The following is an 18,950-nucleotide window of genomic DNA, read 5'->3' on the forward strand; positions in this document are numbered from 1 at the left end:
GAGTCCGCTTACTCGGCCCTCGTCTTGTCGACGGGAGGGGCTTGGTAAGTCCTGTTGGGTTCGAAGGTCGGGGTCGCCTCCGGGTCGCCCCGACGGCCCGACCGGCGGGTCAGGAGGCCGATGAGCGACGGACGGCCCTGCTGCTTGTTCCAGACGTCGATGCCGACCGCGAGCAGGAGCACGAGGCCCTTGATCATCGAGACGACGTCGGCGCCCTGGCCGAGCAGAGCGAGACCGTTGTTGAGGAAGGCCATGACCAGACCACCGATGATCGACCCGATCACGGTGCCGATACCGCCGGCGACAGCGGCGCCACCGATGAACACGGATGCGATCGCGTCGAGCTCCCAGCCGGTGCCGTCGTTCGGACCGGACGCCTGCGAACGAGCCACGAAGATCATGCCGGCGAGTGCCGCCATCATCGACATGTTCATCATGACGAAGAAGTCGACCCAGCGGTCCTTGACGCCCGAGAGACGCGCAGCCTGGCGGTTGCCACCCACGGCGTAGATGTGACGGCCGAACACGGTGTTGCGGGTGATGAACGAGTAGATGATGACGAGGGCGAGCAGGATCAGACCCGGAACCGGGAAGCTGGTGCCGGGACGGCCCGTCGCGAACATCCACGCGGCGGCGAGCACGACGACCGAGAGCAGCACCACCTTGACGACGCTGACCCACAGGGGCGCACTGTCGGAGCCCATCTTGTGCTGCTGGCGACGGGTGCGGATCTCCCAGAAGACCAGCCACGCCACAGCGAGCAGGGCGAGGATCATGGTAGGCACGTTGAAGTCGAGCGGGAGTCCGACCTCGGGCAGATACCCGGTGCCGATCACCTGGAAGCCCTTGGGCACGGGAATCGTCTGCGCGTCACCGATCCACTGCTGCGCGCCACGGAAGAACAGCATGCCGGCGAGCGTCACGATGAACGCGGGAACCCCGACATACGCGACCCAGAACCCCTGCCACGCACCCACCAGGGCGCCGACGCCCAGGCCGAGGAGGATCGCCAGCGGCCAAGGGAGGTTCCAGTCGGCCATCGACTTCGCGACGATGATTCCGGTGAAGGCCGCCACGGAGCCCACCGACAGGTCGATGTGTCCCATGATGATGACCATCACCATGCCGATCGCCAGGATCAGGATGAACGAGTACTGGTTGATGACGTTGATCAGGTTGCCCGACGTCAGCGTCGCGCCGTTCGGTCCGTTGCGCAGCAGCGTCAGGATCTCGAAGAGGACGATGATGACGATGAGGCTGCCCAGGATGCCGAACTGGCGCAGTGACGAGGTGCCGTTGCTTCCGAACATCTTGCGGATGTCGCCGAAGTGGAAGCCGCGCTTCGTTGTCGTGAGGTCGGTGGTCATGCGGATGCTTTCTGAGTCGCGGAGGTCATGCTGCGCATGAGGGCCTCGGGTGTCGCCTGGTCGGCCGGGATGCAGTCGGTGACCCGACCTTCGAAGACTGTGTAGATGCGGTCTGAGATGCCGAGCAGCTCGGGCAGCTCGCTCGAGATGACGATGACGCCCTTGCCCTGCGAGGCGAGCTCGTTGATGATCGCGTAGATCTCGTACTTCGCTCCGACGTCGATGCCGCGGGTGGGCTCGTCGAGGATCAGCAGGTCGGGGTCGGTGAACATCCACCGGGCCAGCACGACCTTCTGCTGGTTTCCTCCCGAGAGCTTGCCGACGCCTTCTTCGACGCTGGGCGTCTTGATGCGCAGCGCCTTGCGGTAGCGCTCGGCGACCGAGTACTCCTCGCGCTCGTCGACGACGCCGCGCTTCGAGATCTTCGACAGCTTCGCCGCCACCACCGACCTCTTGATGGTGTCGAGGAGGTTGAGCCCGAGCGCCTTCCGGTCCTCGCTGACGTAGGCGAGCCCATGCTTGATCGCCGACGACACGTCGGGGAGGGCGATCTCGACGCCGTCCTTGATGATCGTGCCCGACTGGAAGTTGCCGTAGGAGCGACCGAAGATGCTCATCATGAACTCCGTGCGCCCGGCGCCCATGAGCCCTGCGATGCCGACGACCTCGCCGCGCCGCACGTTGAGGTTCGATCCCTTCACGACCATGCGCTCGGACACCGTCGGGTGCTGCACCCACCAGTCCTTGACCTCGAAGAAGACCTCGCCGATCTCGGGGGTGCGGTCGGGGTAGCGGCTCTCGAGCGAGCGGCCGACCATCCCGCGGATGATGCGGTCCTCGTTGATCTCGCCGCGCGAGATGTCGAGCGTCTCGACCGTGCGGCCGTCGCGGATGATCGTGATCTCATCGGCGATCTGCTCGATCTCGTTGAGCTTGTGGCTGATCATGATCGACGCGATGCCCTTGGCCTTGAGGCCCAGGATCAGGTCGAGCAGGTGCTGCGAGTCGTTCTCGTTCAGCGCCGCGGTGGGCTCGTCGAGGATGAGGAGCTTGACGTCCTTGTTGAGGGCCTTGGCGATCTCGATCAGCTGCTGCTTGCCGACGCCGAGCGTCTTGATGGCGACGTCGGGATCTTCACGCAGACCGACGCGGGCCAGCAGCTCGACCGTGCGCTGACGCTGCGCCTGCCAGTCAATGCGTCCGAGGTGACGGATCTCGTTGCCGAGGAAGATGTTCTCGGTGATGGAGAGCTCGGGGATGAGAGCGAGCTCCTGGTGGATGATCGCGATGCCCGCCTGCTCGCTCGCCGCGATGTCGCGGTAGCGCTGCTCCTCGCCGTAGAGCAGGATCTCCCCCTCATACGAGCCGTAGGGGTACACGCCGGAGAGGACCTTCATCAGGGTCGACTTGCCGGCGCCGTTCTCGCCGCAGATCGCATGGATCTCTCCGGTTCGGACGGTGATGGACACGTCGGACAGCGCTTTGACACCCGGGAACTCCTTGGTGATGCTGCGCATCTCCAGGATGGGGCCTGACACGACCGGCAACGTTGCTGTGGTGCTCACAAGATCTTCCTCGCGACGGGCGGCCACCTTCGATGTGACCGTTCACATTGGATTACATAGTCTACGCTCGCCGAGACGGTGTCAAGACCACTCGCGAAAATGTGGCCTTATCGAGGCGCGGACGATTCTCTCGTGCGCAGCGTCGTCTGCAGGGGCCCGAACTGCGGCACCTGCTCACCACGGATCTGCGCCAGCAGGATGCGCACGGCACGCCGACCGAGCTCAGGGAAGTCCTGATGCACGGTGCTCAGCGTGGGCGCGACATGCGCCGCCACGGGGATGTCATCGAATCCGACGACGCTCACGTCCTCCGGCACGCGGATGCCGGCATCCCTGAACCCGTGCAGCAGCCCGATCGCCATCTGGTCGTTCGCGACGAACACCGCGGTGAAGTCGCGCCGTCTGGCGAGCTCCTGCCCCGCGAAGTACCCGAAGTCGGCCGTCCAATCCCCGCGGATCGGAGGGAAGGTGGGCAGATCGGCCTCGCGCAGCGCATCGAGGTACCCGCGCATGCGCGACTCGGCCTCGATCCAGTCCTGCGGCCCGGCGATGTGGATGATGTCGCTGTGGCCGAGCCCGATCAGGTGCTCGGTCGCGGTGCGGGCCCCCGCCACCTGGTCGGCCGAGAGGGTCACCCCGTCTGACCCCGAGGCCGTCTGCAGCGACACGAACGGCATCTCGACCGCCATGCCCTTCAGCACATGGAACGTCCGCACCTGCGGCGCCAGCACGACGATGCCGTCGACCTGCTCTCGCGCCAGCTGGCGCAGCGCGCTGCCGATCGCCTCGGGCGTGGTCGCCGAGAGGTTGAGCGTCGAGACCGAGTACCCCTCCTCGCGGGCGGCATCCTCGATCCCGACGATCGAGGATGTCGGGCCGAACTCGCCCACGGTCGCCGCGAGGATGCCCAGCATGTTGGACTTGCTCGTCACCAGCGCCCGCGCCGCGAGGTTGGGGCGATAGTCGAGCACGGCGATGGCGTCGAGCACCTTCGCCTTCGTCTCGGGTCGGATGCTCGGGTGATCGTTGAGCACCCGCGAGACGGTCTGGTGTGACACGCCCGCGAGTCGTGCGACGTCTCGGATGCTCGGCATGCGGGCACGCTCGGAGGCAGTCGACATCACAGACCTCCTTGTATGTGCACGGTCACATCGTCTCTTTATTATGTATGCCAGGCGCGCCGAGCGCACCTCGCGAGAACGAGGATGCGGGTGGGGGCGGGTCAGGCCAGGATGCGCGCGCCGACCACGGGGCCGTGCACATGCAGCGAGTCGAGCCCGTGCTCGCGCAGCAGGGCCTGGACCTCCTGCGCGCCGTCGGGGCCTGCGCAGAGGAGGGCGACGGTGGGTCCTGACCCCGACACGATGCCCTGCAGGGCGCCGGCATGGATGCCGCGCAGGATCGTGGTCTCGAGTTCGGGCCGCTCGTACAGAGCGGCCTCCTGCAGGTCGTTGTAGATGCTCTCGGACAGCAGCTCGGGATCTCCGGAGCGCAGCGCCTGCAGCACGGGAGCCGGCACCTCGAGCGACAGAGGCGGATCATCGGCGAGAGCGCCCTCGGCGTCACGGAGGGCATCGAGCCGCGCGTAGACGCCCGGGGTCGACAGTCCCCGGTCGCTCGGGACCAGCACCCAGTCGAAGCGTCCCCGCGCCAGCGCCGGATTCAGCTGATCGCCTCGGCCGGTGCCGACGGCGGTGCCGCCATGCAGCGCGAACGGCACGTCGGCGCCGAGGCGCGCGGCGAGCTCATGCAGGCGCGCGGTCGAGAAGCCGGTGCCCCACAGCGCATCACAGGCCACCAGTGCGGCCGCGGCATCCGCCGACCCGCCGCCCATCCCGCCGGCGACGGGCACGCTCTTGCGGATCTCGAGGGCCACACCACCGTCGTACTCGGCCGCTGCCGCGAGCAGCTTGGCCGCGCGCATGGCGAGGTTGCGATCGTCCAGGGGCACGGAGTCGGGATCGTCGACGCCGGAGACCGTGATCGAGAAGTCGTCGGCATGCCGGGCGATCACGTCCTCATACAGCGAGACTGCCTGGAAGACGGTGGCCAGCGCGTGATACCCGTCGTCGTGACGGCCGCCCACGCCGAGATAGACGTTGATCTTTCCGGGCGCGCGCACGTGCACGGAGTCGACGGGGGCGGCGAAGCTCATCTGGCGGTTCCCGTCACAGCTCCGTGGACGTCGCCCACAGGTCGACGTCGATGGTGCCGGCCGCCTCATCGATGCGAGAGAGCTCGTCGTCGCTGAACGCCGGACCGTTGACGGCGGCGATGTTCTCGTCGAGCTGTTCCGGACGCGATGCGCCGACCAGCGCCGAGGCGACCACCGGGTTGCGCAGCGTCCACTGGATCGCCATCTGCGCCAGGGACTGGCCGCGCTGCTCGGCGATGTCGTTGAGCGAACGGAGCGTCTGCACGGCGGCATCCGACAGCGGCGCGTCGGGCAGCGACCCGCGCTTCTGCGCCCGGGCGGCCGTGCCGTCGCCGAGGTACTTGTCGGTGAGGAGGCCCTGCGCGAGCGGCGTGAAGGCGATCGCGCCGACGCCCGACTGCTCGAGGGTGTCGGTCAGACCGTCTTCGACCCACCGATTGAGGATCGAGTACGCGGGCTGGTGGATGACGAGGGGGGTGCCCAGCTCGGTGGCGACGGCGACGGCCTCAGCCGTGCGCTCGGCGCTGTACGACGAGATGCCCACGTAGAGGGCCTTGCCCTGACGCACCAGGGTGTCGAGGGCCCCGATGGTCTCGGCGACGGGCGTCACAGGGTCGGCGCGGTGCGAATAGAAGATGTCGACGTGATCGAGGCCCATGCGCGTCAGCGACTGCTCGGCGCTCGCGAGGATGTACTTGCGGCTGCCGAAGTCGCCGTACGGACCCGGCCACATGTCCCAGCCGGCCTTCGAGGAGATGATCAGCTCGTCGCGGTAGGGGCGGAAGTCCTCGGCGAAGATGCGTCCGAAGTTCTTCTCGGCCGAGCCGTAGGGCGGGCCGTAGTTGTTCGCGAGATCGAAGTGCGTGATGCCGCGGTCGAACGCGTGACGCAGCAGCGCTCGCTGGTTGTCGAGCGGGATGTTGTCGCCGAAGTTCCACCACAGACCCAGCGAGATGGGTGGCAGGAACAGCCCCGAGGTGCCGACCTGACGGTACTCGAACTGCTGGTAGCGGCTCTCATCTGCGGCGTACGGCCGGTGGAGCTCAGGGACGTTCGGACGGAAACGGGGGGACTCGGTCACCGTGCCAGATTAGCCGGTGACGGCGGCGTCTTCGATCTGCGCGACGTGCTGGGCAACACGGTGGTAGTCGTCGACCGTGAGATCCTCGCCGCGAGCGGTGGGCGCCACTCCCGCCGCCACCAGAATCTCGGATGCCGCGGCCGAGCTGCCGAACAGCCCCGACAGCGCCTGACGCAGCATCTTGCGTCGCTGGTTGAACGCGGCATCCACGATCTGGAACGTCCGGAGACGCTCATCCTCCGTGCCGCGCTCGCCCACCGAGCGGTCGAAGCCGACGAGCAGGCTGTCGACGTTCGGCACGGGCCAGAAGACCTGACGCGACACCGTCCCCGACAGCTTCCACTCGCCGTACCATGCGGCCTTGACGCTCGGCGAGCCGTAGATCTTCGAGCCGGGCTTCGCGGCGATGCGCTCGGCGACCTCGGCCTGCACCATCACGACGCCGCGCTGGAGATACGGGAACTTCTCGAGGAAGTGCAGCAGCACGGGGACCGAGACGTTGTACGGCAGGTTCGCGACGAGCACCGTGGGCTCGCCGGGAAGCTCGGTGATGCGGAGCGCGTCCGCATCGACGACGGTGAGCATGTCGGCGGGGACGCCGTGCTCGGCAGCGGTCTGCGGCAGGCGCGCGGCGAGCCGGTGATCGATCTCGACGGCGGTGACGGAGGCGCCGGCCTCGAGGATCGCGAGAGTGAGAGACCCGAGGCCCGGCCCCACCTCGACGACCCGCTCCCCCGGCTGAACGCGGGCGGCATGCACGATCTTGCGCACGGTGTTGGCATCGACCACGAAGTTCTGACCGAGCTTCTTGGTCGGGGTGACGTCGAGCTCAGCGGCGAGGCGGCGGATCTCGGTGGCGCCGAGCAGGGTGACTGTCATTGCTCCATTGTCCCCCACCGCCGGTGTCCGAGCCTGCCACTAGTCTTCAGTGATGCCCTCCCTCGGTGAACTGATCGCACCACGGCGCATGGGCAGGGACTTCCGCTGGCTGCTCGCATCATCGTGGACGAGCAACATCGGAGACGGCGTCGCTCTCGCGGCCGCTCCCCTGCTCATCGCGTCGATGACGTCGTCGCCGATCCTCGTCGCCGCCGGTGCGATCCTGCAGTTCCTGCCCTGGCTGCTCTTCGGACTCCACGCAGGCGCCATCGCCGACCGGTTCGACCGTCGACGCCTCGTGATGTTCGCCAACGCCGCGCGGGCTGTGGTGCTCGCGGGGCTCTGCGTCTTCCTGATCACCGGCACCGCGAACATCTGGATCGTGCTCGCGGTGGCCTTCCTCTACGGCACGGCAGAGGTCTTCGTCGACACCGCGGGCAGCACGCTGCTGCCGATGCTGGTGAAGCCGGCCGATCTCGGCATCGGCAACGCGCGCCTGCAGGCCGGCTACCTGGTCGCGAACCAGTTCGCGGGACCCCCGCTGGGCGCGTTCCTCTTCGCCGCCGGCACCGCCTGGCCGTTCCTCCTCGAGGTGCTCTGCGTGCTGCTGGCCGTCGTGCTCATCTCGCGCATGGCGCGCACGCCCGTCCCGCCGCGGGCGGAGAGCACGAAGTCGCACGTGCACAACGACATCGGCGAGGGGCTGCGCTGGCTCTGGCAGAACCCGCCGGTGCGCATGCTGGTGCTGATCATCCTCGTCTTCAACGTGACGTGGGCCGCCCCCTGGGGCGTGCTCGTGCTCTACGCCACCGAGCACCTGAACATGGGCGCCGTCGGGTACGGAGCGCTGACCACCGCCTCGGCCGCGGGAGGCATCCTCGCCACACTGTGCTTCGGCTGGCTCGAGCGTCACGTCTCGTTCGCGACGCTCATGCGCGTCGTGCTGACGCTCGAGGTCCTGATGCACCTCGCCTTCGCGCTCACCACCGTGGGGTGGGTGGCGCTCGTGATCATGTTCGTGTTCGGCGCCTACGCGTTCGTCTGGGGCACGATCTCGACGACGGTGCGTCAGCGTCTGGTGCCCGCTGAGCTGCAGGGCCGTGTCGCCTCGGTCAACATGGTCGGCGTGTTCGGCGGCATGGTCATCGGGCAGGCTCTCGGAGGCGTGATCGCCGAGATCTGGGGACTCACTGCGCCGTGGTGGTTCGCCTTCGTCGGAGCCGCGCTCACGCTGCTGCTGGTGTGGAAGCCGATCTCGCAGATCGTCAGCGCCGCTCCGGTGGATCAGTCGGTGAACGAACCGTAGACCCGCAGGGTGTTGGCGGCGAGCTGGGCCGACAGCTCGTCGACCTCGATGCCCAGCTCGGCCGCCATGAAGCGCACCGTGATCGGCACGAGATAGGGAGCGTTGGGACGGCCGCGCAGCGGCGTCGGCGTGAGGAACGGCGCATCGGTCTCGACGAGGATGCGATCGAGCGGCGTCACCCTCAGGGCGTCCCGCAGATTCTGCGCGTTCTTGAACGTGACGTTGCCGGCGAACGACAGGTGATAGCCGGCATCCGCGCAGATCCGGGCCATCGCGTCGTCGCCCGAGAAGCAGTGGAACACCGTCTTCTCCGGGGCGCCGACCCGGCTCAGCACCTCGAGCACGGCATCATGAGCGTCGCGGTCGTGGATCTGCATCGCGATGCCGTGCTTCTTCGCCAGCGCGATGTGCGCCTCGAACGACTCGAACTGCGGCGCACGGCGGTCGGGCTCGGTGCGGAAGAAGTCGAGGCCGGTCTCGCCGATCGCGCGCGTGCGCGGGTGGGCGGCGAGCTCGTCGATCACCGCGACGGCCTCATCGAGACGGCCCTCCTCGGCGTAGGCGGGGGCGTCGTTGGGATGGATGGCCACAGCGGCGAGCACGCGGCGATCCGACTCCGCTGCCTCGACGGCCCAGCGCGACGACTCGATGTCCCCCGAGGCCTGCACGACGCCTGCGATGCCCACGGCCGCCGCGCGATCGAGCTGCTCGGTCAGCGACAGCGGCTCGTCGCCGTCGAGGATCTCGAGATGCGCGTGGTTGTCGTAGACGGGCACGGCGAGCGGCTCGGGGGCCGCCGGGTATCGAAGGTCCTTGCGCCCGTCGCCGTCGCGTCGCTGCACGTAGGTGTCGGGCATGCTCAGGAGGCGGACTCCACGCGCGGGAACAGCGGGCTGAGACCGTTGACGCTGGTGCCGGGGCGCAGCACGCCCCAGGCGCCGGCCTCGCGGATCGGCTGGTCTTGCAGGCGCCCGAGGCTCTCTGCGGCACCGAGGGCGACCCAGAGCTTCTCGGTCGACTGCGGCATCACGGGCGAGAGCAGCACCGCGAGCGCGCGCAGTCCCTCGGCGCACGTGTAGAGCACGGTGCCGAGGCGCTCGCGCTGAGCCTCGTCGCGAGCCAGGGCCCACGGCTCGTTCTCGGTGATGTAGCCGTTGAGGGCGTCGACGATCGTCCAGATCGACGAGATGGCCTCGTCGATGCGGAACTGCTCGATCGCGGCATCCGCGTTCGACGCGGCATCCGCGACGATCCTCTGGATCTCGAGATCCTTCTCGGTGTACTCGGCGGGCGGCGGCACGATGCCCTCGAAGTACTTCTCGATCATCGCCGTCGTTCGCGAGGCCAGGTTGCCGAAGCCGTTCGCGAGCTCCGCCTGGTAGCGGGCAGAGAGGTCCTCCCACGAGAACGAGCCGTCCTGGCCGAACGCGATCGCCGAGAGGAAGTAGAAGCGGTAGGCGTCGGACCCGAAGACGTCGGTGATCTCGGTCGGCGCGATGCCGGTGAGCTTCGACTTCGACATCTTCTCGCCGCCGACGAGCAGCCAGCCGTGCGCGAAGACGCCCTTGGGCACGTCGAGACCGGCAGCCATCAGCAGCGCCGGCCAGATCACGGCGTGGAAGCGCAGGATGTCCTTTCCGACCACGTGATAGGCGGGCCACCGGCGGTCGAACGTCTCCTGATCGGAGCCGTACCCGACGGCGGTGGCGTAGTTGAGCAGCGCGTCGACCCACACGTAGATGACGTGCGACTCGTCCCACGGCAGCGGGATGCCCCAGTCGAAGGTCGATCGCGAGATCGAGAGGTCCTTGAGACCCTGGCTCACGAACGAGACGACCTCGTTGCGCGCCGAATCGGGGCGCACGAAATCGGGCTGGGTCTTGTAGAGCTCGAGCAGGCGGTCCTGGAACTCGCTGAGCTTGAAGAAGTAGTTCTTCTCCTGCAGCAGCTCGAGCGGCTTCGAGTGGATCGCGCAGACCTTGAGTCCCTCGAACGGCCCGGTGCCGTCGACGATCTCGGACTCGGGCTTGAACTCCTCGCACCCCACGCAGTACAGCGCCTCGTACTCGCCCGCGTAGATGTAGCCGCGGTCGTACAGACGCTGGAAGAACGTCTGCACATTGGTCTCGTGGCGCTCCTGCGTGGTGCGGATGAAATCGTCGTTCGCGACGTCGAGCGTCTCGAGCAGCGGGAACCAGGACTCGGTGACGAGCTTGTCGACCCACTCCTGCGGGGTGACGCCGTTCGCCGCCGCGGCACGGAGCATCTTCTGGCCGTGCTCGTCGGTGCCCGTGAGCATCCACGTGTCATCGCCGCCCTGCCGGTGCCAGCGCGCGAGCGCGTCGACCGCCACCGAGGTGTACCCGTGACCGATGTGGGGCACGTCGGAGGGGTAGTAGATGGGCGTGGTGATGTAGAACGATTCGCCAGCGGGCATGCCGTCAATTCTAGGTGGGATGCCGGGCGTCGTTACGCTCAGGCGACCGACACGTCGATGCGGTGCCACCCCTGGGCGCCGTCGGGCACGACATCGGCCGGATCCGAGGTCTGCGTCTCGCCGTCCGCGCTGATCGCGCGGCACTCGATCGTGTGCGCGCCGCTCTCAGCCGCCCAGTCGAGACGCCACTGCAACCAGGTGTCGTCGGAGATCGCGGAGGCGAGCTCTGCCCGCCGCCACTCGCCGTCGTCGATCCGCACCTCGACGCCCTCGACGCCCACGTGCTGCTGCCACGCCATGCCGGCGATGACGGCATCACCCGCCTCGATCCGGGTCCCTCGCCGGGGCACGTCGATACGCGACTGGAGCTTGATCGGTCCGCGCTCCGACCACCCCCGGTCGGTCCAGTACGCGGTGGCGCGGTCGAAACGGGTGACCTCGAGTTCGGTCACCCACTTGGTCGCGGATACGTAGCCGTAGAGACCGGGCACCACCATGCGAACCGGGAAGCCGTGTTCGAGAGGCAGCGCATCGCCGTTCATGCCGACCGCGAGCAGGGCGTCGCGCTGGTCGGTGAGCGCCTCGATCGGAGTGGACGCCGTGAATCCGTCGGAGGAGCGGGACAGCACCATGTCGGCGTCGGGATCGACTCCCGCTCTCGCGAGCAGATCCCGCACCGGATGCCCGAGCCAGAGGGCGTTGCCGATCAGGTCCCCGCCGACCTGATTCGACACGCACGCGAGAGTGACGTGCGACTCCTGCATCGGCAGGCCGAGCAGCTCGTCCCACGTGATCACGACCTCACGATCGACCATCCCGTGGATGCGCAGAGACCAGTCGGCCGGGTCGATGCGCGGCACGATGAGGGCGGTGTCGATGCGGTAGAACTGGGCGTTCGGCGTCACGACGGGAGCGAGCCCCGGGATGTCGAGCTCCGCACCTGCCGCCACCGCCGGTGCCGGGGTGGCCGCCTCGGGCAGACGCAACGCCGAGCGGATCGCCTCGATCGACCGCGTCGCACCGCGGGCGGCACTGCCGATGACGAGCGCCGCGACGCCGGTGGCGGCGACGCCGACGGTCCAGAGCAGGAACTGTCGACGTTCCTCGTGCTCGGCGCGGAGATAGGGAATCGGATGCACCCGGCGCATGAGCAGCCGCAGAGCGACGACCGCGGTCACGCCGGCGACGAGACCCGGGAGCCAGGCGAACGGGCCCGCACCCGGGCGGATCATCGCGGCCACCAGCGCCAGCACGCCCAGAGCGGCGAAGATCGCGGATCCCACGCCCGCTCGACGGGACTCGAGGATGCCGGCGAGCGCGGCGACGCCTGTGAGCACCACGGCGATCGCGGTGATCAGCGCCACCTTGTCGCCGGTGCCGAACAGCGCGATGGCCGCATCCTTGGCCCAGCTCGGCGCGAGGTCGATGAGACCGCCGCCGATCACGGCGAACGGGCTCGCGCTCGGCTCGACGACTGCGGCGACCAGCTCGGCGAGCCCGACCGCGGCGACCGCCGCGCTCAGCCCGGCGGCCGCCGATCGCAAGCGGTCTCCGCGCTTCGCGCGGACTGCGTGGCTCATGATCCGAGCGTAACCCCGGGGCAGCGCCCCGGGGTCACGCGGCTCAGAGACCGTTGCGGCGCGCGACCTCGCCGAGCCAGGCGAGCGAGGGCTTCGGAGAGCGCTCGAACGTCTCGTGGTCGAAGCCGATCAGGCCGAAGGTCGGGCGGAAACCGCTGGCCCACTCGTAGTTGTCGAGCGCGCTCCAGTGCTGATAGGCCTTCACCTCGACGCCGTCGGAGATCGCGCGATGCAGCCCCTCGAGGGCCCCCTGCGTGTAGGCGATGCGACGGGTGTCGTCGCTCGTCGCGATGCCGTTCTCGGTCACCAGCACGGGCACTCCACCGCTGCGCTCCCAGGCGCTGCGCACACCCATCTCGAGCGCCTCAGGGAAGAACTCCCAGCCGGTGAGCGTGGTCTCGACGTCGTCGGCGACCGGCCGCGGACCCTCAGGCCCGATGAAGGTGCGCGTGTAGGCCTGCACGCCGACGAAGTCGTCGCCGGCCGACTGGTCGAGGTACCAGTGGTCTCGGGGGTCGCCGTACGCGGCGAGCATCTCGTCGGCTCCCGGCTCGCCGGTGGAGTGGAAGGCCTGCGTCGCGATCGTCCACCCGGCCTGCACGCCCGCGACGGAGTGCAGGATCTCGGACGCGCGGTGGTGCGCGTCGAGCAGCGTGTCCGCGACCGCGAGGTCGGGGTTCGGCAGTCCGAAGGCGACGAGGTTCGAGGCATCCTCTCCCCCGGCGAGCATCGCCGCGATGTTGGGCTCGTTGATCGTGCAGACGTAGGTCACGCCCTCGAGGATCGGGAGCACGGTCTCGACATAGCGGGAGAACAGATCGACCGCGTCGTCGGCGCGCCAGAAGCCGTCCTTCTGGAACCACTGCGGCACCGTGAAGTGCATCAGGGTCACCGTCGGGTCGAGCCCGTTCTCGCGGGCGGTGTCGATCATGCGGCGGTAGTGGTCGAGCATCGCCCGCGAGACGAAGCCGCGCTCGGGCTCGATGCGGGCCCACTCGATCGAGAAGCGGTAGGAGTTCAGACCGGCATCCGCCAGCAGACGCATGTCCTCGGGGTACCGGTGGAAGTGGTCGGCCGCGTCGCCCGAGGGCTCGACCATGGGCGAGCCGGGAGCATGCTCCATAGCCCACCAGTTGCTGGTCGTGTTGTTCCCCTCCACCTGATGGGCTGCGGTCGCAGCGCCCCAGAGAAAGCCGTCAGGGAATGTGAGCACGAGTGCTCCTCTCTATTTCGAGATTCGGGATGGATTGGGCACCGCGTCGAGCAGCTGCACCGTGTACGGATCCTCCGGATGCTGGAGGACGTGCGAGGTCTCGCCGCGCTCGACGACGCGACCGCCGTTGAGCACGAGGATGTTCTCGGTGACGAGCCGGGCGCTGAGCAGGTCGTGCGTGATGTAGAGCATGCTGATGCCCCACCTCTCGCGCAGGTCCTCGAGCAGGGCGAGCACTCCGGCGCGCAGCGACACGTCGAGCATCGACACCGGCTCGTCGGCGATGAGCACCTGGGGATCGCTCGCGAGCGCCCGGGCGATGACCACGCGCTGGCGCTGTCCGCCGGAGAGCTGATGCGGCAGCTTGGCCGCGAACTGCTCGACCGGGGTCAGGCCGACGGTCTCGAGGAGCTCGAGCATCCGGGCTCTCGCCTCGTCACCGCGCAGCGAGGTGTAGTTGCGGATCGGCCTGCTGAGCGCGTACTCGACGGTGTGCAGCGGATTCAGCGCGGCATAGGGATCCTGGAACACCATCTGCACGTCCTTGCGCAGGTCGCGCAGGCCCCGACGACGCAGGCTCGCCACGTCGACATCGCCGAAGCGCACCGTGCCCCCGGTGGGCTTCTCGACCCCGGTGATGAGCTTCGCCAGGGTCGACTTGCCCGAGCCGGAGGCGCCGACGAGCGCCAGAGCCTCTCCGGGCTCGAGCCGGAAGGACACATCGTCGACCGCTGTCACGGGCTGCTCGCCGCGGCGCGGAGCCGGGTAGCGCTTCGACACGCCCTCGACCACGATCGCGGCATCCGCCCGGCGGGTGTCGCGCTTCGACACCGTGGGCAGAGTCTCGGTCAGATCGGTGCGCGAATGCCCCTCGCGGCTGCGGGTGCCGAGATCGACGAAGCCGGGGATCGAGATCGACTCGGCTCGAGGGTCGGCGTAGTGGCTGAGCAGCATCCGCGTGTAGTCGTCCTGCGGACGATGCAGGATGTCGCCGCTCGGCGCGTCTTCGACGATCTGCCCCTCGTGCATGACCATCACCCGGTCGGTCGCCTCGAGGACGATGCCCAGGTCGTGGCTGATGAGGATCGCGGTGAAGTGCTCGGAGCGCTGGAGATCCTTGATGGTGTCCATCACGGCGTGCTGCACGAGCACGTCGAGCGCCGTGGTCGGCTCATCGAACACCATCAGCTGCGGCTCGAGCGACAGGGCCAGCGCGATCGAGGTGCGCTGTCGCATGCCACCCGAGAGCTCGCTCGGATACCGGGCCAGCACCGCGGGGTCCAGACCGACCTTGCCGATCAGCTCGCGCGCCCGCGCATCCCGATCGTCGCGCGCCACATGGCCGTGCGCGGCGAAGATGTCACGGAAGTGGTTGCCGATCGTGCGCACGGGGTTCAGCGCGTTCATGCCGGACTGCAGCACCATGGCGAACCCGCCCTGGCGCTGACGTCGCAGCTCGTCGGCGTCGAGCTCTCGGATGTCTCGACCGTCGAACAGGATGCGCCCGCCGCTGATGCGCGCCGGGGGCTTCTGCAGCCGCGTCAGCGCGAAGCCGAGCGTCGACTTGCCCGACCCCGACTCGCCGACCAGTCCGACGAACTCACCTCGACGCAGTGTGAAGGAGACGTCATCGACGGCGGTGACCGGCGAACTGCCCGGTGAGGCGTATTCGACAGACAGGCCCTGGACATCGAGCAGCACGTCGTCCGTGGTCATGGCGGTCATCGGCCCTTCCCCTCTCGCAGGCGCGGGTTGGAGATCCCGTCCACGCCGAAGTTGATCAGTGTCAGGCTCAGAGCAAGCAGGGCGATGCACAGACCGGGGGCGAACAGCAGCAGCCACTGCCCGGTGAGCAGCGAGTTGGAGTTCTGCGCCCAGTAGAGCATGGTGCCCCAGCTGACGATGCTCGAGTCGCCGAGGCCCAGGAACTCGAGGCCCGCCTCGGCGAGGATCGCCGCGGTCGCCGCTCCGAAGAGCGTGCCCGCGATGATCGAGGTCATGTTCGGCAGGATCTCGCGGAACACGATGCGAGCCCTGCTGTCGCCCGAGAACTGCGCGGAGGTGACGAAGTCATTGCCTCGGAGCGACTGCGTCTGGCTGCGCAGCACGCGCGCACCCCACGCCCAGCCGGTGACGACGATCACGGCGATGATCATCAGGATGCCGCCGTTCTGCAGGTACGCGGCGATCACGATCATCAGCGGCAGCCCGGGGATCACCAGGAAGAGGTTGACGACGAAGCCGACCACCTCTCCGAGGAACCCGCGCATGTAGCCCCAGCTCAGACCGATCAGCACGGCGACGATCGTGGAGAGGATGCCGGCGGCCATGCCGACCAGCAGGCTGATCTGCGAGCCGTAGATCAGCTGACTCAGCACGTCTTCACCGGCGGCGGTGGTGCCGAGCCAGTGCGCAGCCGACGCGTCGGCGTTGCGCTCGAAGGTGTTCTCCTTGGGGCCGTACGGCGCGAGCAGCGGCGCGAACACCGCCACGAGCACGAACAGCCCGAGGATGATGAGGCCCAGTCGGGCCTTGCCGTTGGACCAGAGCGTGCCCACCATCCGGGCGAACGAGCGCCACGGGCTGGGAGCCGCGATCCGGTCGGAGGGAACCTTGACATTCATGGTGGAGGTCATCGGCGGGTCCTTGGATCCAGCACGCCGTACAGGATGTCGACGAGGAAGTTGGCGACGAGCACGCTGACGGTGATCATCAGGAAGAGCGCCTGCATGAGCGGGTAGTCCTGCCCGATCACGGCGTTGAAGAGCAGGTAGCCGATGCCGGGATAGCCGAACACCTGCTCCACGAGGATCGATCCGCCGACCACACCGCCGAGCGTGAGCCCGAAGCCGGTGAGGTTCGGCAGGATCGCGTTGCGTGCGGCATACCGGAGCGCGATCGTTCGCCCGTGCAGTCCGTTCGCCTCGGCGAAGGTCACGTAGTCGTCACCGAGCGTGTTGATCATCGCGTTGCGCATGCCGATGATCCAGCCGCCGAGAGAGGTCAGCAGGATCGTCACGGCCGGCAGCACCGCGTGCTGCACGAGATCGACGATGAACTCCCATGTGAAGCCCGGCGTGGTCGTCGCCGAGTAGGCGCCGGTCGTGGGGAACCAGTGCAGCACGTACCCGAAGAAGAACAGCAGCAGCAGCGCCGTCCAGAAGTACGGGAAGGTGCTGAGGAACGACCCCGTCAGCGTCGGGAGCGAGTCGAGCCACGTGCCGCGACGCCACGCGGCGGCGGTGCCGATCAGCGTGCCGATCACGAAGGCGAGGATCGTGACGATGCCGACGAGGCCGATCGTGTAGGGCAGCGCGGTCGAGACCATGCTCGACACGGTCTGCGGGTAGAAGGTGTACGAGACGCCGAAGTCGAGTCGCGCGACCTGACCGAGGTAGGCGATGTACTGATCCCAGATGGAACCGGTCGGCACTCCGAGCTGCGCCTCGATCGCGGCCCGCGTGGCATCGGACACCGGGCCGTTCTGCGAGAGCTTGGCGATCGCGGCGTCGGCGGGCGAGCCGGGCATCAGCCGCGGCAGGAAGAAGTTCAGCGTGATGGCCGCCCACAGCGTGAGGACGAACAGTCCGATCTTCTGGAAGACGTACGTCATCGGTCGTCCCCCTTCACTCGCTCGAGCCGGGTGAAGATGCCCAGCGGCGCCGAATCGTAGTTCTGCGGAATCATGTAGGGGTCATCCTCTGAGGGCCAGCCGGTGAACTTGGAGTCGTTGAACAGGCCCCAGATGCCGCCGTAGTAGAGACCGATGACCGGCATCTCGTCGTAGACGATGCCCTGCAGCTCCTGCACGATCTCGGTCTGGCGGGCGGGGTCGACGGTCTCCCGATACTCGGCGAGCAGCGCATCGGCCTCGTCCGAGCGGTACCGCTCGAAGTTGTTCGCGGTGGCCTCGCCGGACGGCACGTAGAACTCACTCGAGAGCAGGTTGTTGTAGGCCTGGTAGATGTCGCCGTTGCCCATGCCCCCGATCGCCATCTCGAAGTCACCGTTGCTGATGGCGCTCTGGTAGCCGGCCGGCTGCGGGAGCTTGAGAGACACCTTGACGCCGACGTCGGCCAGCTGGCTCTGCACGGTCTGCGCCGCGCGGGTCCAGTCCGAATAGCCGTTGGCGGTGGTCAGCGCGAACTCCAGCTGCTCGCCGTCTGCGCCGACGAGCCGGTCGCCGTCGAGCGTGTACCCCGCCTCGGCGAAAGCCGCGAGCGCGGCATCCCTGTCCTGGGTGAGCATGCCCTGATCGGGGATGCTCGGGTCGAGGTACTCCTCCTGGTTGGGGAGGATGAGGCCGGTCTGCCCGGCCGGCTCCATATAGCCCTCGGAGGCGGTCTCGGCGATCTCGTCACGGTCGAGCGCGAGCGCGATGCCGCGGCGCACGTTCACGTCGTCGAAGGGTGCGACCTCGAGGTTCGGCATCAGCGCGATCACGCCTCCCGGCGGGAACCACCAGGCGTTGTCCTCGCTGGCGGCACCCCAGGTGCCCTCGACATCGGAGATGAACGAGTAGGCCCAGTCGTATCCGCGAGTCACGGTGTCGAGCTGCGAGTTCGTCGACGGCAGGATGATGTGCTCGATCTCGATCTTGTCGGCCTGCCAGTAGTCGGGGTTCCTGTCGACCGAGTACTGCTGGTCGTTGTAGTTGCCGAGCACGAAGGGGCCTGTGCCGACCGGGTTCTCGTTGCGGTACGTGCCCGGATCCTTCACGTCGGCCCAGAGGTGCTCCGGCACGATCATGGTCTGTCCGAGGATGGGCAGCGAGGGGGCGTCATCGGTCTGCAGATGCATGATGACGTCGTCGCCGTCGACCTCGACGGTCTCGAGGTGCTGCCAGGCGCCCTTGATGTCGAGCGAGGGGTTGTCTTTGAGCAGCTGGAACGTGAACGCCACATCGTCGGGCGTCAGCTTCTCGCCGTCACTCCATTCGACGTCGTCGCGGATGGTCATCACGATCGTGCGGGCGTCGGGCTGCGACCACTCGCTCGCCAGCCACGGGTTCTCGGTGCCGTCGAGCGGGTTCACCAGGATCAGCGGCTCGTAGATCCACCGCGACGCCGTGCGCGTGTTGGTGAGATACGGATTGAAGTTCCGCGTGAAGAAGGGATTCCCCTTGTCCGCGTTGATGAGCATCGTGTCGTCGCCGATCGACGGATCGGGCTGCGAACTGATCTGGATGCTGCAACCGCTGAGCACGACGGCTGCTGCCGCCAGTCCCACGATCGCGGCTCTCCGCCAGCGTCGGAGCATGTGCGTCTTCGCCACACTGCCACCTCATGTCGTCTGTGTCATGAAGGGGGTCCCACGGGTCGGGGCGCCCCACGGCCGAAGCCGCAAGAGCGATTGTAAGCGCATACA

15 protein-coding genes are annotated in these 18,950 nt (G+C 67.9%); 1 reads left to right on the forward strand and 14 read right to left on the reverse strand.

Features of this window, described 5'->3' with window-relative positions; translation table 11 throughout:
* Positions 1 to 8 precede the first annotated feature (8 nt).
* The 6 genes from mmsB to rsmA form a co-directional block, all read right to left on the reverse strand.
* Complete coding sequence (gene mmsB, locus AB0N61_RS00810; RefSeq protein WP_167947821.1) at positions 9 to 1,367, reverse strand: multiple monosaccharide ABC transporter permease; 1,359 nt, start codon at positions 1,365 to 1,367, stop codon at positions 9 to 11.
* On the reverse strand, positions 1,364 to 2,884 hold the full coding sequence (gene mmsA / locus AB0N61_RS00815; RefSeq protein ID WP_363362025.1) for a multiple monosaccharide ABC transporter ATP-binding protein: 1,521 nt from the start codon (positions 2,882 to 2,884) through the stop codon (positions 1,364 to 1,366). The genes mmsB and mmsA overlap by 4 nt, the downstream gene beginning before the upstream one ends.
* Before the next feature lie 155 nt (positions 2,885 to 3,039).
* A complete protein-coding gene (locus AB0N61_RS00820) occupies positions 3,040 to 4,053 on the reverse strand; it encodes a LacI family DNA-binding transcriptional regulator (protein ID WP_167947822.1) in 1,014 nt (337 codons plus the stop codon).
* A gap of 101 nt (positions 4,054 to 4,154) precedes the next feature.
* On the reverse strand, positions 4,155 to 5,087 hold the full coding sequence (locus AB0N61_RS00825) for a 4-(cytidine 5'-diphospho)-2-C-methyl-D-erythritol kinase (RefSeq protein WP_363361065.1): 933 nt from the start codon (positions 5,085 to 5,087) through the stop codon (positions 4,155 to 4,157).
* A gap of 13 nt (positions 5,088 to 5,100) precedes the next feature.
* On the reverse strand, positions 5,101 to 6,168 hold the full coding sequence (mgrA, locus tag AB0N61_RS00830) for an L-glyceraldehyde 3-phosphate reductase (RefSeq protein ID WP_363361067.1): 1,068 nt from the start codon (positions 6,166 to 6,168) through the stop codon (positions 5,101 to 5,103).
* A gap of 9 nt (positions 6,169 to 6,177) precedes the next feature.
* A complete protein-coding gene (rsmA, locus tag AB0N61_RS00835; protein ID WP_363361069.1) occupies positions 6,178 to 7,047 on the reverse strand; it encodes a 16S rRNA (adenine(1518)-N(6)/adenine(1519)-N(6))-dimethyltransferase RsmA in 870 nt (289 codons plus the stop codon).
* Positions 7,048 to 7,099: 52 nt separating this feature from the next.
* Between rsmA and AB0N61_RS00840 the strand changes: the two genes are divergently transcribed.
* Entirely contained in the window at positions 7,100 to 8,353 is a 1,254-nt protein-coding gene (locus AB0N61_RS00840) for an MFS transporter (protein WP_363361070.1), read from the forward strand.
* Here the strand turns inward: AB0N61_RS00840 and AB0N61_RS00845 are convergent.
* Genes AB0N61_RS00845 through AB0N61_RS00880 form a run of 8 tightly spaced genes read right to left on the reverse strand, consistent with a single transcriptional unit; the run spans position 8,332 to position 18,857 of the window.
* A complete protein-coding gene (locus tag AB0N61_RS00845) occupies positions 8,332 to 9,210 on the reverse strand; it encodes a TatD family hydrolase (RefSeq protein WP_363361071.1) in 879 nt (292 codons plus the stop codon). The genes AB0N61_RS00840 and AB0N61_RS00845 overlap by 22 nt on opposite strands.
* Positions 9,211 to 9,212: 2 nt before the next feature.
* Positions 9,213 to 10,790 carry a methionine--tRNA ligase gene (gene metG / locus AB0N61_RS00850; RefSeq protein WP_363361072.1) on the reverse strand — a complete coding sequence of 526 codons (1,578 nt, stop codon included), beginning with the start codon at positions 10,788 to 10,790 and terminating at the stop codon, positions 9,213 to 9,215.
* A gap of 38 nt (positions 10,791 to 10,828) precedes the next feature.
* Positions 10,829 to 12,370, reverse strand: a complete 1,542-nt coding sequence (locus AB0N61_RS00855) for a molybdopterin-dependent oxidoreductase (protein WP_363361073.1) — start codon at positions 12,368 to 12,370, stop codon at positions 10,829 to 10,831.
* Between the two features lie 43 nt (positions 12,371 to 12,413).
* Positions 12,414 to 13,583, reverse strand: a complete 1,170-nt coding sequence (locus AB0N61_RS00860; RefSeq protein ID WP_363361075.1) for a family 1 glycosylhydrolase — start codon at positions 13,581 to 13,583, stop codon at positions 12,414 to 12,416.
* A gap of 12 nt (positions 13,584 to 13,595) precedes the next feature.
* Positions 13,596 to 15,308 (reverse strand): ABC transporter ATP-binding protein, encoded by a 1,713-nt coding sequence (locus AB0N61_RS00865; RefSeq protein ID WP_363361076.1) that lies wholly within the window; start codon positions 15,306 to 15,308, stop codon positions 13,596 to 13,598.
* On the reverse strand, positions 15,305 to 16,219 hold the full coding sequence (locus AB0N61_RS00870) for an ABC transporter permease (protein ID WP_167947832.1): 915 nt from the start codon (positions 16,217 to 16,219) through the stop codon (positions 15,305 to 15,307). Before AB0N61_RS00870 ends, AB0N61_RS00865 begins: the two co-directional genes overlap by 4 nt.
* On the reverse strand, positions 16,216 to 17,196 hold the full coding sequence (locus AB0N61_RS00875; protein WP_363361077.1) for an ABC transporter permease: 981 nt from the start codon (positions 17,194 to 17,196) through the stop codon (positions 16,216 to 16,218). Before AB0N61_RS00875 ends, AB0N61_RS00870 begins: the two co-directional genes overlap by 4 nt.
* Positions 17,193 to 18,857: an ABC transporter substrate-binding protein gene (locus AB0N61_RS00880; protein ID WP_363361079.1), complete on the reverse strand. Its 1,665-nt coding sequence runs from the start codon at positions 18,855 to 18,857 to the stop codon at positions 17,193 to 17,195. The genes AB0N61_RS00875 and AB0N61_RS00880 overlap by 4 nt, the downstream gene beginning before the upstream one ends.
* Positions 18,858 to 18,950: the final 93 nt, after the last annotated feature.

It is taken from the genome of Microbacterium sp. NPDC089320 (assembly GCF_040684875.1).
Lineage (GTDB): Bacteria > Actinomycetota > Actinomycetes > Actinomycetales > Microbacteriaceae > Microbacterium.